Consider the following 14,326-nt stretch of genomic DNA (forward strand, 5'->3'; position numbering starts at 1 on the left):
CGATGAGATCATGACTTTACAGGAGATCGCTATGCCGTCTCGCGAACTTTCCTTCCCTGTGTTCGACGCCGACAACCACATGTACGAGCCGCAGGAAGCGCTGACGAAATTCCTGCCGGACAACCGCAAGAGGGTCATCGACTACGTGCAAGTCCGCGGCCGTACCAAGATCGTGGTGCGCGGACACATCAGCGAGTACATCCCGAACCCGACCTTCGAGGTGGTGGCACGCCCCGGAGCGCAAGAGGACTACTTCCGCAACGGCGCACAGGGCAAGAGCTACCGCGAGATCCTCGGCGAGCCGATGAAGGCCATCCCCGCCTTCCGCGAACCGGGAGCGCGCCTGGAGGTCATGGACGAGCTGGGCATCGACTACGCCCTGATGTTCCCGACCCTGGCCAGCCTGGTCGAGGAGCGGATGAAGGACGACCCGGAGATGACCCACGACGTCATTCACGCGCTCAACCAGTGGATGTACGAGCAGTGGTCGTTCAACTATCAGGACCGCATCTTCGCCACCCCGGTGATCACCCTGCCGATCGTCGAGCGGGCGCTCGAGGAGCTCGAATGGTGTCTCGAACGGGGTGCCCGCACCGTGCTGGTCCGGCCCGCACCCGTACCCGGCTACAAGGGCAGCCGGTCGTTCGGACTCGAGGAGTTCGACCCGTTCTGGCAGGCCTGCGTCAAAGCCGAACTGCCGGTGTCGATGCACGCCTCGGACAGCGGTTACTCGGAGTTCGCGAACGTGTGGGAACCCGGCGATGAGTTCCTGCCGTTCAAGCCGACCCCCTTCCGCAGCTTCGCGATGGGGCATCGGCCGATCCTGGACGCGATGGGTGCGCTGGTGTGCCACGGCGCGCTGTCCCGCAACCCCGAGTTGCGGATCCTGTCGATCGAGAACGGCGCCGACTGGGTGCCGGACTTGTTCAAGGGCCTCAAGGGCGTCTACAAGAAGATGCCGCAGTCCTTCAGCGAAGACCCGGTGGAAGCCTTCAAACGCTGTGTCTACATCACCCCGTTCTGGGAGGACAGGTTCGCCGAGATCGTCAGGATGGTCGGAACCGACCGCGTGTTATTCGGCTCCGACTGGCCGCATCCCGAGGGGCTGAAGGACCCCATCTCCTTTGTGGACGAACTCACCGACTTCGACGAGGCCGACATCGCCAAGATCATGGGCGGCAACCTGATGAAGCTGATGAAAGTTTCGGCATCGGCCAGAAAGCCGGTGTCGGCCTGACTTTCGGCGTCGGGGCGTCGGCAATGACGGACACCGCCCGCCGGCGCTTTACCGATTCCGCAGTTTGGCCTAATCCGGCAACAGTTTCTGCTATACACAAGGCATCACTTTGTCTTCGGGCGCGCAGTGGACATTCCATCGGGGGGATTTTGCCGGCGCGGCTCTTTTTTGGGGGTGCACGATGAACCTGGGTCCGTCCGACTCATTCTCTATCCCGGTGCCGTTGAGCGACCGGTTGTCCCTGGAGCTGGGTGAACCGAGCAGCACGTTGCGGGCCAGCACGGTGCGCAGCGGCCCGGCGGTGGTCATCCGTGCCGGCGGCGAAGTCGACGCAGCCAATGAACACACCTGGCAGGGCCTGCTCGCCGAGGCTTCGGCGATGGCCGCCCGGCCCGGACCGCTGGTCGTCGATGTCACCGGACTGGATTTCATGGGCTGCTGCGCGTTCGCCGTGCTGGCCGACGAAGCGGAACAGTGCCGCCGCCGCGGCATCACGCTGCGATTGGTCAGCAGCGACCCCGCCATCGCCCGCATCGTGTCCGCTTGTGGTTTCGGCCAGGTGCTACCCGTTCACCCCACGACCGAATCGGCGCTGTCCGCGGCATAGCTCGGGCGGTTGTCCCGCGACTCAATAATTTTGGTGCCTGGTGCCTGTGCCGCACATTGCTAGTCTGGTTGTTGTTGCTTGACGTTGACGTCAACGCACCCGACTTGTTTGCTTCATCGGTCCGCGGGAGGTACGGCCATATGTCGGCCGAGATGGACTGGGATGACGCGGTGGGCACGGCAGATGACGTGCGGCGCATCTTCGAGAACATCCCTGCCATGGTGGTCGGCCTGGACGGGCCAGATCACCGCTTCATAGCGGTCAACGCCGCCTTCCGCGCCTTCAATCCAGCGTTGAACACTGTAGGCAAGACGGCCAAAGAAATCTATCCGGAGCTGGAAGGCCAACAGATCTACGACATGTTCGACCGGGTGTATCACACCGGTGAGTCACAGTCGGGATCTGAGTGGCGCCTTCAGGTCGACCTGCAGGGTTCCGGTCTCGAGGAGCGGTATTTCGACTTTCTTGTCACGCCCCGACGCGCCTCGGACGGATCCATCGAGGGTGTGCAGGTGCTCTTCGAAGAAGTGACCGCCCGGGTGCAGGCACGGCTCGCCGCCGAAGCCCGCGTCGAAGAACTTTCCAAGCGGTACCGCGACGTACGCGACTCGGCGATTCTTATGCAGAAGACTTTGTTGGCGCCGTCGGTTCCGCTGGTTCCCGGCGCCGACATTGCCGCTGAATACTTGGTCGCGGCAGAGGACACCGCCGCCGGCGGCGACTGGTTCGACGCGCTGCCGCTCGGCGACCGCCTGGTGCTCGTCGTCGGCGACGTCGTCGGCCATGGTGTCGAAGCCGCGGCGGTGATGTCGCAGCTGCGCACCGCGCTGCGGATGCAGCTCACCGCAGGCCAGAGCATCGTCGCAGCGCTCGAGGCGCTCGACGATTTTCACGAGCATGTGCCCGGATCGAAATCCGCCACCATCTGTCTCGCCTCGCTGGACCTGACCACAGGTGAATTCCAGTACATCACCGCCGGACACCCGCCGCCGCTGATCGTCACCGCCGATGCCAGCGCGCGGTATGTGCAACCGTCGGGCGGCGGCCCGTTGGGCAGCGGCGCCGGGTTCCCGGTTCGCTCCAAGACCCTCGACGTCGGGGACGCCGTTCTGCTGTACAGCGACGGCCTGATCGAGCGTCCGGGCCGGCCGCTGATGGCCAGCACCGCCGAGTTCGCGGACCTGGCGGGCAGTATCGCCGCCGGCACCAGGGGCTTCGTACTCGATTCACCCGCGCGTCCCATCGACCGGCTTTGTTCGGAGACACTCGAATTACTCTTGCGCTCAACGGGTTACAGCGACGACGTGACCTTACTGGCGGTGCAGCGCCGGACCCCGACGCCACCGTTGTACATCATGACGGACGCGACGATCCATGCCGCCCGGGGGATCCGGGCCAAATTGCGTGAATGGCTTTCCGAGATCGGCGCGGATTCGGCCGACGTCTCCGATGTGGTGCACGCGATCTCCGAATTCGTCGAGAACGCGGTCGAGCACGGTTACGGCACCGAGGTCACCGACGGGCTCATCGTTGAGGCGTCGTTGGGTGGCGACGGCCTGCTGCGTGCCTCGGTGATCGACCGTGGGGAATGGAAGGACCATCGCGATGGCGAGAAAGGCCGCGGGCGCGGCCTGGCGATGGCCGAGGCGCTGGTGACCGAATCGCATGTCACACACAGCCTGGACGGCACTACCGCCACGCTCAGCCACCGGCTCACGCGACCGGTGAACTTCGTCATCGACCCGGTGGCCAACCGGATCGCCCACCCGCGGGAGATAGACAGCGAGTTCGTCTCGCTGGTGACCGAGAGCGGTCGCATCGTGGTACGCGGCGAGGTCGACTCCAATACCGCCTCCACCCTCGATCGTCAGATAGCGGTCGAGAGCCGTTCCGGCATAGCCTCTTTGATGATCGACCTGAGCGCTGTCACCCACCTCGGCTCGGCGGGGGTCAGCGCCCTGGCCGCCGCGCGGGAGCGCGCCCGCAAACAGGGCGGCGAGTGCGTGCTGGTGGCGCCGCCGGGAAGCCCCGCGCACCATGTGTTGTCGCTGGTTCAGATTCCGGTCGTCAGCGGAGACTCCGAGGACATCCTCGTCGAAGACTGACCGCGCGACTACCGGGTCTTGCCGTGCCGCACCTGGTTGAACGGCACGCCACGGTCGGCGGCGTACTCCCGCGGGAAGTTCAGCACTCGCTCGCCGATGACATTGCGGGCCATCTCGGTGGTGCCGCCGCCGATCGCGACCGACTGGCGCGAGAGGTACCGGAGTCCGGATTGCAGCCCTTCGCCGACCTCTCCCACCACGCCGGCGGCCCCGGCGAGGGCCAGCGCGGTATCCATCTCCAGCATCACCGTCTCGGCGTGGAAAAGCCTGATCAGCGTTCCGCCGGCCGGCGGCAGTGAGCCGTCTTGGACACTGCGGTAGACATGATTAATCAGTTGCTCGGCGACCGCGCGGTGCACCAGCGCCCGGCCAGCCAGCTCCTGCCCCCGCTCGCTGTCGCCCTGTCCGGTCCGAGCCAGCAGATCGACATAGTCCACCGGCGTATTGTGTCCGCCCTCGCTGCCCGAGCCGCTGGCGAACTCCGAGCCCTGTCCGACGGCGCGGCGTTCGTGATAGAGCTGGCGTGACGCCACCGCCCAACCTTTGTTCACCTCACCGACCACCGCGTCGTCGCCGACGTCCACTCCGTCGAGGAACTCCTCGCAGAACTCCGCACCACCACTCACCTGGGTGATGCGCCGCAACGTGATCCCGGGGTGGTTGATCGGCACCAGGAACATGGTCAGCCCGTCATGCTTGGGCACGTCCCAGTTTGTGCGGGCGAGGCACAGCCCATAATCGGCGGCGAACGCGCTGGTGCTCCAGGTCTTGGCGCCGTTGATGACCCACCGGTCGCCCTGGCGTTCGGCGCGCGTGATCACCCCGGCCAGATCCGACCCGCCGCTCGGCTCGGACAGCAACTGCACCAGGACCTCGTCGCCACGCAACGAGGCGGCGATGTGCTGCTTCTTCTGCTCCTCGCTGCCGGTGTCGAGCAGCGTGGCGCAGCAGATGGTGAAGGTGGGGATGTTGAGGATCAACGGCATTTCGTAGTTGAGGGATTCGACGTCGAAAGCCCGCTGGTATTCGTAGTCCAACCCGAGGCCGCCGTACTCGCGCGGGAAGCAGATGCCCGCGAATCCTCCTGAGTACAAACGCTTTTGCAACTCACGCGCCCGCCGCCACGACTGCTCGGCGTCGCGGGGCACGGCCGGCGGCGATTCCGGATCGATGCGCGGCATGTTCTCGGCCAGCCAGCTTCTGGCCCGTGCGGCGAATTCGGCGACGGTCTCGGTGGAGCTCATTTCACACCCGCCCGGTACACGCTGACGTTGTGTTCTTCGGGCGTGCCGAACATGGAGCGGTACAACGTGATCCGCCGCAGATAAAGATGCAGGTCATGCTCCCAGGTGACGCCGATACCGCCGTGCATCTGCACGCACCGCTGCACGATCTCGACGCCCACCTCGCCTAGATAGGATTTGGCGATACTGGCCGACAGGCCGGCGTCCGGCGCGCGGGCGGCGACGTCGGCAACCGCCGCGGCTGTCGTCGCGCGGGCGGCCTCCAGCCACAGCTTCATGTCGGCGAACCCGTGTTTGAGCGCCTGGTAGGACGCTAGTGGCCGGCCGAAGCTGTGCCGGTCCAGCGCCCACTGCACGGTGAAGTCGAAAACGGTCTGCAGAATGCCGACCGATTCGGCACACTGCAGCACCTGCGCGATCTGGCTCTGCCGCTCGATCAGGGCAGCGGTCTCGGCGGCCGTTCCCACCGCCGCCGCGGCCACGGCGCCGTCAAACTCCACCCGCGCGTATTGCTTGACCAGGTCGACCGATTGCAGCGGTGTGATCCGTACGCCGGGCGCATCCGTCGGCACCAAGAACTGGCGCACACCCTCGGCGCTGCGCGCCACCACCAACAAGACCGCGCTCTGGGCGCCGGCCTCGACCCGGTCCTTGATGCCGTCGATGCGGTACCCGGAGCCGACGGCGGTCGCGGTCACCGTCGGGTCCCGGGGAGCCCAGCCCCGCCGCGGCTCTGACACGGCCCACGAACCCACCGTCTCGCCGGAGATGAGGGATTCGATCAAGGCCCCGTGCGTGTCCCGCTCCGCACTGTCCACCAAGGCGGCGAGCACGGTGCTGACCGGATACAGCGGTCCAGGCGCCACGGTCTTGCCCAGCAATTCGGCGATCACGGCCAGATCCGCTACCCCGTCGCCCGACACGCTGCCGCCGCCGAGTTCCTCGGGAACTAGCAGGCCCGCCCAGCCCAGTTCAGCGGCTCGGCGCCACCACGCCGGATCCCAGGATGCGCCCGCGGCGTGTAATTCCCGGACATGACGCAGCGACGCTTCTTTGGACAGGAAGGCTTGGCTGGTGGTGGTGAAGAGTATCTTTTCGGGAGAGTCGACAGCGGTCATGATGCCGACCGGACTTTCCACGGCATTCCTTCGCCGTCGCGAAGGAAGCTGGGGGAAATGATTGGGTGATTGATCATCCGCCTGATCGGTCCTTGTCGGAGTTCGCTGGCGACTCCGATGTTACCAATGGGCGATACCGTAAGAGATACCGGAGTTCAGTCGATAATGACGAACGGTGGCCGTAATGGCTGACACAGACGACGACGCGGTCCCGTCAAAGGCCGACGTGCTGGCATTGGCCGAAGAGGCCGAGGCCGAAGCAGCCGAGGCCGAAGCGCTGGCAGCTGCCGCACGCGCCAAGGCCCGCGCCGCCCGGCTTCGCCGTGAGGCTCTGGCCGCCGCCGCCGACGACAACGACGATGACGACGACGAGTACGAGTACGAGTACGACGAGTCGGAGGACTACGAAGACTACGACGAGGCGGACGAATACGACGACGCCGACGAATACGACGAGCCAGAAGACTACGACGAGTCCAAGAACTACAGCGAGGCCGAACCCGAGGCCGCGGCCACGCCGTCCCGCCGGGACCGCATGCGCGGCGCCGTGCGATTCCCCAAGCTGTCGACGATCGCCAAAGTGGTCGCGGTGCTGCTCATCCTCGGCTTCGGCGGCGTCAGCACCTACTTCATGTGGCAGCACCACCAGGCCACCGACCGGGAGCAGAAGGCAGCGGCATTCATCGCGGGCGCCAAGAAGGGCGTGGTCAATATGACCTCGCTGGACTTCAAGAAGGCCAAGGAGGACGTCCAGCGAGTCATCGACAGTTCCACCGGGGAGTTCCGCGACGACTTCCAGCAGCGCGCCGCCGACTTCACCAAGGTGGTCGAACAGTCCAAGGTGGTCACCGAGGGAACGGTCAACGCGGCAGCGGTCGAATCCATGGACGGGCGTACCGCCCAGGTCCTGGTGTCGGCGACTTCCCGCGTCACCAATTCCGCGGGCGCCAAGGACGAGCCCCGCGCGTGGCGCCTGCGGGTGACCGTGACCGAAGAGGACGGGCAGTACAAGATGTCGAAAGTTGAGTTCGTGCCGTGAGCGACGACGTGCGCGACCCCAACGCGACCAGGGACCCAGCCGACGACACGGAAACCACGGTGGTCGACACCGTCGGCGAGGAGCGGGACGACGAACGCGACGTCTACGCCGACGACCATCCCGACAACTACACCGACGAGGACGCCGACCCCTATCTGGGCAGGGACGTAACCGAGGACGCCGACGAGGACCTCGCTGCCGACGTCGAGGACGAAACGGCGGTTCACGCCTCGGAAGACGCCTCGCCCGCCGAGCCCAAGCGGAACTGGCGGCGCGATATCTGGCGCCGACAGATCACGGTGCGGCCCATCCCGGTGATCCTGATCGTGCTCGTCCTGATCTCCGGTGGTGTGACGGCGTGGCTGTACGCCCACTACTACAGGCCGGATCAGCGGACCAGCCCGAGCGTGGCGCGCGCGGCGGTCAGCGCGGCCTCGGACGGAACTGTCGCATTGTTGTCCTACTCGCCCGACAGCCTCGATAAAGACTTCGCCTCCGCCCGCTCACACCTGACCGGGGATTTCCTGTCGTATTACGACCAGTTCACCCAGCAGATCGTCGCTCCGGCGGCCAAGCAGAAGTCGTTGAAGACCTCGGCTCACGTCATGCGGGCCGCGGTGCAGGAGTTGCATCCGGACTCGGCGGTCGTGCTGGTCTTCGTGGACCAGAGCACCACCAGCAAGGACAACCCCGAACCGTCGATGGCGGCCAGCAGCGCGCTGGTGAACCTGGCCCTGGTCGACGGGAAGTGGCTGATCACCAAGTTCACCCCGGTATAGCCGGGCGGCCCCGCGCTACAGGCTCCCGGACGACGCCGAGTGTGAACTCACGGCGATAAGTTGGGCCGTATTTCACCCTGTCGTCACGCTCGGCGCGTGGGTCGGACGGCGAACGCGCGCCGCAGCGTCTGGGCGTGCAATGCCCGGTTCTCCTGCGAGACAATCCAATCCGGCACCACGGAGTCGAAGCCGTGGAACGTTGCGGCGATGACGTGCAGGCTGGCGGGCACGTAAGCGTGCAGTAGCCGGTTCGCGTAGTCGATGGCCTCGTCGCGGCACGGGTCGACGTCCGAGCAGCTGACGAACGCCGGCGGCAATCCCTCCAGGTTCGCGCGGTGCGCGGGCACCAGTTGCCCGGTGGCGGTGGCGTGCCCGAGGTAGTGCCCCCATCCCCGGCTGACGGCCGGCCCGGTGAGCCCCGGCGTGCGCTGGAACTCCCGGCGCGAGGGCGTCGCGTCGGAATCGAGCATGGGCTGATGCAGGATCTGCACGGCGATGCGCGGCCCCTCCGCGTCGAACACGCGCTGGGCCACTCCGGCGACCAGCGCACCACCGGCATCGCGGCCCATCACGGCCAGGTGAGCGGCGTCGATGTCCAGGTCGGACGCGTGCTCGATGGCGTACCACAGCGCCGCTTCGACATCGTCGAGTGCGGCCGGGCACGGGTTTTCGGGCGCAAGCCGGTAGTCGACCGACACCAACAGGCAGCCGGCGTCGCGGGCCAATTCGACGCAGTGCGCATGGTCGGTGTCCAGGTTGCCGGTGACGAAGGCGCCGCCATGGGCGTAGATCACCAGCGGCGCGCCGGCGCCGGCGGCACCTCGGTAGAGCCGTAGCTTCAATTCGCCGCCGTCCGGTCCGGGAATCGATCGCGACTCCACAGTGACTCCGGTGGTGTCGACCGCGGCGGCCCGCTCGGCGGCGGCGGTATCAGCACGCTCCCGCTCGCCCGGCAGGGTGTCGGCGCTGAACTCGACCATCTCCAGCTTGGTGGCGGCGTCTCTGAGCTCGGGATCGATACGGCCAAGGCCCTGCGGCCGGGTGAGATTCGTTTGTGTCATGCCCTCTGATCTTCCGGACTTGTACGGCTAATCGAGAACGGTACCGCCGTCGACGCGCTCTCCGGGCAGGGCCTTGACGGTGGCGGGCAGGCCGTAGAGCGCGGTGGCATTGCCGCGCATGATCCGCTCCCGCTGGTCGCGTGGGAACCGGTTGATCGCATACCCCGGGGAGTCGTAGCTCCAGTGCGGGTAGTCCGTGGAGAACATCAGGTTGTCGCCGAGGTCCATCATCTCGAGGTACTCGCGGAACTGCACGGTGTCGACGTCTTCGAGCGGTTGGGTGGTGAACCGCACGTGCTCACGCACATAATCCGACGGGCGCCGACGCACGTGCGGAAGGTCGCTGCGGCGCGCCGCCCAGATCCGGTCCATCCGGGACATCACCGGCATGGCCCAGGTGAAGCCACCCTCGATGAACACCACCCGCAGTTCGGGATGGCGGTCGAACGCGCCGTCGAACACCAGGCTCATCAGATGCGAGACATACAGCAGCGGCCAGGAGGCGAAGAAGTCATGCCAGTGCGCGGGATTGCCCACCGGGTACAGCGGGATCAGCTCGAACGGCGTCTGACCCATCAGGTGGGTGGCCACGGGCAGGCCGTTGCGCGCCGCCGCCGCATACAGCGGGTCGAAATGCGGGTTGCCGAAGGGGATTCCACGCGTCTGCGGCGTCATCAGCACCTGATGCATATACGGATGACCTGCCCACCGCTCGACCTCGCGGGCCGCCTGCTCGGGCGTCTGCGCGCTGACACTTATCGACCCGCGCCAGCGGCCGTGCCCGTTGTGCTTGTCCAGCCACACGTCGGCCAGCCAGTCGTTGTAGGTCGACTTCAGCACGTGCTCGGCCTGCGGCAACTGCGCGTCGCACATCGGCTCCAAGGACGCGATGCTCACGCCGGCGTCGAGCAGCAACTGCTTGGCGGCGTGGTCGGGGTCGCTGCCGGCGAATCCGCCGCCCGGCGGGGCGGCGTCCAACCGCATCGACATCGTCTTGTACGAGTCCGGGGTGTCGTAGAAATGCGGCACCGGTGTCACCGCGTTGCGGGTCGGCCAGATCTTGTCCACCCAGTCGGCGGGGGCGTAGGACTTCAGGACGTCGGTCGAGACGGGCAGCGGGTGCACATCGGTGTCGACGACGGTGACCGCCACCTGCTGCGCTGCGTCCGGCTCGGAGCGTTCCACGATCGTCACAACGTGCTTCCTTCATTCACCGTCAATCCGTACAGCTCACCGGCGTTGCGCCACAACACTTTTTCCCGCTGTTCGGCAGCCAGCCCGTCGGTCACCGCCCCCGCTTGCGTGGTGGACCAGTGCGGGTAGCTCGACCCGTACATCACGAGGTCGGCCTTGTCGGAGTAGTCGATCCACCGGCCCGCATGCGTGGTCTCGGCCGGCCCGTCGAACGCCGAGGAGCAGAACCGGACATGGCCCGGCAGGTATTCACTCGGATAGCGGTCCACCCACGGCGTCTGGTCTCGCATCGACAGCCAGAAGGTGTCCAGCCGCCACATCAGCGGGGTGAGGATGTCGTAGCCGCCGTCGGCGAACACGAACTTCAACCCGGGATGGCGTCCGAACACACCCTCGACGATCAACGTGGCCAGGTGCACGAAGTAGTTCAACGGCATGAAGGCCGCATAGCCCGGATAGGTGTGCGCATGCCCGGCGAAAGTAGGCGGATAGTCCACGCCGTTGCCGCCGTTGATATGCACCGCCACCGGCAGGCCGTGAGCGGCCGCGGCCTCCCAGATGGGTTCGAACATCGGCTTGCCGAAGGGCTCACGCGACTGCATCGGAACCCCGACCTGCAGCAGCTTGGGATGGCCGGCCAGGCGCTCGATCTCGGCGACCGCGCCTCTCGGGTCTTCCGGGTTGACCCGGATGGTGCCCCGGAACCGGTTCGCCTTGTCCGGCTCGAGCCACCGGTCCAGCAGCCAGTCGTTGACCGCGGCGCAGATACGGCTGTTCAGCAGGTAGTCGGCGATGTTGCCACGGGTCAGCGGGTTGAGGATGGCGTAGCTGGCGCCCCCCTCGTCGAAAAGGTGCCGGCTGACGATCTCGGGATCCGACCCCGGGTATCCCCCACCGTAGAGATCGGCCCGGTAGTCGCCGCCGGGCGCCTGGTACCACTGCTTTTCGACGTCGGGGATCGAGCGCAGCTTGTGGGCGGCGGGGAGGTATCGCCGGATCTCGGCGTTGTAACGGAAATACGGTTGCACGTTCGTGTCGATGATCATGCGTTCACATACACCTGTCCGTCAGAAACATCGACCTGGTAAGTGCGGACGCGCCGGGACGGATCGGCCACGTTGCGTCCGGTGGTGATGTCGAATTCCCAGTTGTGCCAGGGGCATCGCACGATCTGACCGTCGCGCACGCGGCGTACCCCGTCGGGTTCATCGGGTGCGGGCTCGTTGGTGCCACCGACCAGGCCCAGACACAACGGCGCGCCCTCGTGCGAGCAGTAATTCAGGATCGCGTACAGCGCCCCGCGCACGTTGTAGACGCCTACCCCGAACCTGCCGATGTCGACCAGCTTCATCGCACCGGGCGGCAGTTCGTCTACGGTGCACACCAACCGGCGTTGCGGCATCCCCGAATGTCACCGCCTTCCGACCCGACGTTGTGACTCCACCATTGTCTAGGTTGCTATTTATACTATGATAGCGACATTCCACTGTCCGGCCACGTGCACGGGCAAACTCGGTTGCTCAGGGAGGAGCACTGATGACGCTCAGCACCAACCAAGAGGGCGCGCCGGTCGCGCTCGACTTCACCGGTGAGAACAGTCCCTACCCGTTCTTCGAGCACATGCGCCAGACCGACCCGGTGTGGCACGGCGGACTGATGGACACTGAGCAGGTGCCGGAGGAACTGCGGCCCAGCGACGAGTGGGTGTTGTTCGGCTACGACGACGTATTCCGGGGCTTCCGCGACGACGCGACGTTCACCTCGGCCAAATATGACGAGACCATCGGATTGGTGATGGGCCACACCATCCTGGCGATGGGCGGCAAGGAGCACCATGACCATCGCAGCCTGGTGGCTAAGGCGTTCCGTGCCACTGCCCTGGAGCGCTGGGAGCCCTCGGTCATCGGGCCGGTGTGTGACCAGCTGATCGACGAGATCAAACAGGATGGCCACGCCGACCTGGTGAAGGCGCTGACCTTCGAGTTCCCCACCCGCATAATCTCCGAATTGCTCGGACTGCCAAGGGAAGACCTCGACATGTTCCGCCGGCTGTCGATGGACCTGATCTCGATCTCCAGCGACATCATGGCTGGGCTGACCGCGGCCGGTGAGTTGCACGGCTACTTCCTGAATCAGGTGGAACAGCGTCGGCGCAAGCTCACCGACGACATCATCGGCGACCTGGTGGCCGCCGAGATCGATGGCGAGAAGCTGACCGACGAGGCCATCATCGCGTTCTTGCGGCTGCTGTTGCCGGCCGGGCTGGAAACCACTTATCGTTCGTCGGGAAATCTGCTGTACGCGCTGCTGACCAATCCCGAGCAGTTGGAGATGGTATACCGGGACCGGTCGCTGATACCGGTGGCGATGGAAGAAGGCCTGCGTTATGAAACCCCGCTGACGATGGTCATGAGGACCACCACCCGCGAAATCGAGCTGGGCGGCAAGACGATTCCGGCCGGTGCGCAGATCGACATGTGTATGGGCTCAGCTAACCGCGACGAAACCCGTTGGACCGAACCGAATATCTTCGACCTCAGCCGCCCGCGCCAGGCACACATCGCCTTCGCCGGCGGCATCCACATGTGCCTGGGCATGCACCTGGCCCGCCTGGAGACGCGGGTGATGCTCAACAGCCTGTTCGACAGAGTCGACGAGTTGCGGTTCGTCCCCGACGACGGCACCGGCGTCGAGTCCAAGATCGTCGGACTCGTCTTCCGCTCTCCCAACAAGCTTCCCGTCTCCTTTAGCCCCATGAACAGTCGAGCATGAAAAGCCGCGCGGCGATCCTGCATGGCATCGGCGGCCCGTGGTCGGTCGAAGACTTCGAACTCGACCCACCGCGGGCCGGCGAGGCGCTGGTCGAAATGGCCGCGGCGGGGCTGTGCCACTCCGACGATCACATCCTCAAGGGCGACATGTCGGCGCCCAACGAGGTGATGAAGGCCATGGGGTTGCCGACCATGTTCCCGATGATCGGCGGCCACGAGGGCTCGGGCATCGTGCGTGAAGTCGGGCCCGGCGTCACCGATTTCGAGGTGGGCGACCACGTGGTGATGTCGTTCGTCGCTGTCTGCGGCCAGTGCCGCTGGTGCGCCACCGGCATGGAGTATCTGTGCGACACCGGCATCGGCACCATGATCCCGGGCATGCCGACCGACGGCACCTTCCGTCATCACACCGCCGACGGCAAACCCCTCGGCCACCTGGCGAAGGTCGGTGCGTTCGCCAAACACACTGTGGTGTCGGTGAACTCGTTGATCAAGATCGAGCGTGACCTGCCGCTGGTGCCCAGCGCACTGCTGTCGTGCGCGATTCCGACGGGCTACGGCTCGGCCGCCAACCGGGCTGGGGTGCGCGGCGGCGACACCGTCGTCGTCATCGGGGCCGGCGGCATCGGCACCGGCGCGATCCAGGGTGCCCGCATCAACGGCGCCGCGCAGATCATCGCTGTCGATCCGGTCGAGTTCAAACAGAAGTCCGCCTTGCAGTTCGGCGCGACGCACAGCGTCGCATCGGTGACTGAGGCCGCCGACCTGGTGCGCGGCCTCACCCACGGGGTGATGGCCGACTCGGTGGTGGTATCGCCGTCGCTGATCACGCCCGATGACGTGCGAGACGCAGTAGCCCTGACCCGAAAGGGCGGCACCTGTGTGCTCACCGGCATGACATCGCAATTGACGCATTCGGTCAACATCAACCTGCAGGACTTCATCCTGATGAACAAGACGTTGGCAGGCACCATCTTCGGCTCGTGCAACGGCAAGGCCGACATCGCCAGGTTGGCCCGGCTTTACCAGACCGGGCAGCTGCAACTCGATGAGATGATCACCAGGCGCTACCGGCTGGACGACATCAACCAGGCCTACGCGGACCTGCTGAACGGCGAAATTGTCCGGGGCGTCATCGATTACGGGCTCTAGTCGGCGTCCGTTGCCGCCG

The 14,326-nt window shown here is 65.9% G+C and carries 13 protein-coding genes; 7 read left to right on the forward strand and 6 right to left on the reverse strand.

Annotated features, from left to right (window positions below; translation table 11 throughout):
* The first annotated feature begins 31 nt into the window (after positions 1-31).
* From JX552_RS22080 to JX552_RS22090, 3 genes are all read left to right on the forward strand, one after another.
* Positions 32-1,237: an amidohydrolase family protein gene (locus JX552_RS22080; RefSeq protein WP_205878614.1), complete on the forward strand. Its 1,206-nt coding sequence runs from the start codon at positions 32-34 to the stop codon at positions 1,235-1,237.
* A 181-nt stretch (positions 1,238-1,418) separates the two neighbouring features.
* Positions 1,419-1,844 (forward strand): anti-sigma factor antagonist, encoded by a 426-nt coding sequence (locus JX552_RS22085; protein WP_205874008.1) that lies wholly within the window; start codon positions 1,419-1,421, stop codon positions 1,842-1,844.
* Positions 1,845-1,984: 140 nt separating this feature from the next.
* Positions 1,985-3,949 carry a SpoIIE family protein phosphatase gene (locus tag JX552_RS22090; protein ID WP_205874009.1) on the forward strand — a complete coding sequence of 655 codons (1,965 nt, stop codon included), beginning with the start codon at positions 1,985-1,987 and terminating at the stop codon, positions 3,947-3,949.
* A gap of 8 nt (positions 3,950-3,957) precedes the next feature.
* On the opposite strand, the gene JX552_RS22095 is transcribed toward JX552_RS22090, so the two are convergent.
* Together JX552_RS22095 and JX552_RS22100 are read right to left on the reverse strand one after the other, a co-directional pair.
* Positions 3,958-5,193, reverse strand: coding sequence for an acyl-CoA dehydrogenase family protein (locus tag JX552_RS22095; RefSeq protein ID WP_205874010.1), 1,236 nt, complete (start codon positions 5,191-5,193; stop codon positions 3,958-3,960).
* On the reverse strand, positions 5,190-6,311 hold the full coding sequence (locus tag JX552_RS22100) for an acyl-CoA dehydrogenase family protein (protein WP_205874011.1): 1,122 nt from the start codon (positions 6,309-6,311) through the stop codon (positions 5,190-5,192). The genes JX552_RS22095 and JX552_RS22100 overlap by 4 nt, the downstream gene beginning before the upstream one ends.
* Positions 6,312-6,495: 184 nt before the next feature.
* Here JX552_RS22100 and JX552_RS22105 point away from each other — a divergent pair, with 184 nt between their 5' ends.
* Together JX552_RS22105 and JX552_RS22110 are read left to right on the forward strand one after the other, a co-directional pair.
* Complete coding sequence (locus JX552_RS22105) at positions 6,496-7,350, forward strand: hypothetical protein (RefSeq protein WP_205874012.1); 855 nt, start codon at positions 6,496-6,498, stop codon at positions 7,348-7,350.
* Between the two features lie 155 nt (positions 7,351-7,505).
* Positions 7,506-8,129: a hypothetical protein gene (locus JX552_RS22110; protein WP_431196005.1), complete on the forward strand. Its 624-nt coding sequence runs from the start codon at positions 7,506-7,508 to the stop codon at positions 8,127-8,129.
* Between the two features lie 83 nt (positions 8,130-8,212).
* On the opposite strand, the gene JX552_RS22115 is transcribed toward JX552_RS22110, so the two are convergent.
* From JX552_RS22115 to JX552_RS22130, 4 genes are read right to left on the reverse strand one after another with little or no spacing between them, the layout of a single operon-like run.
* Entirely contained in the window at positions 8,213-9,190 is a 978-nt protein-coding gene (locus JX552_RS22115) for an alpha/beta hydrolase (protein ID WP_205874013.1), read from the reverse strand.
* A gap of 27 nt (positions 9,191-9,217) precedes the next feature.
* Positions 9,218-10,384 (reverse strand): amidohydrolase family protein, encoded by a 1,167-nt coding sequence (locus tag JX552_RS22120; protein WP_241010679.1) that lies wholly within the window; start codon positions 10,382-10,384, stop codon positions 9,218-9,220.
* A complete protein-coding gene (locus JX552_RS22125) occupies positions 10,381-11,430 on the reverse strand; it encodes an amidohydrolase family protein (RefSeq protein ID WP_205874014.1) in 1,050 nt (349 codons plus the stop codon). Before JX552_RS22125 ends, JX552_RS22120 begins: the two co-directional genes overlap by 4 nt.
* A complete protein-coding gene (locus JX552_RS22130; RefSeq protein WP_205874015.1) occupies positions 11,427-11,786 on the reverse strand; it encodes a Rieske (2Fe-2S) protein in 360 nt (119 codons plus the stop codon). The genes JX552_RS22125 and JX552_RS22130 overlap by 4 nt, the downstream gene beginning before the upstream one ends.
* A 134-nt stretch (positions 11,787-11,920) precedes the next feature.
* Here JX552_RS22130 and JX552_RS22135 point away from each other — a divergent pair, with 134 nt between their 5' ends.
* Complete coding sequence (locus tag JX552_RS22135; protein ID WP_205874016.1) at positions 11,921-13,156, forward strand: cytochrome P450; 1,236 nt, start codon at positions 11,921-11,923, stop codon at positions 13,154-13,156.
* Positions 13,153-14,307, forward strand: a complete 1,155-nt coding sequence (locus JX552_RS22140) for a Zn-dependent alcohol dehydrogenase (RefSeq protein ID WP_205874017.1) — start codon at positions 13,153-13,155, stop codon at positions 14,305-14,307. The genes JX552_RS22135 and JX552_RS22140 overlap by 4 nt, the downstream gene beginning before the upstream one ends.
* Positions 14,308-14,326 lie beyond the last annotated feature (19 nt).

It is taken from the genome of Mycobacterium gordonae (genome assembly GCF_017086405.1).
GTDB lineage: Bacteria > Actinomycetota > Actinomycetes > Mycobacteriales > Mycobacteriaceae > Mycobacterium > Mycobacterium gordonae_D.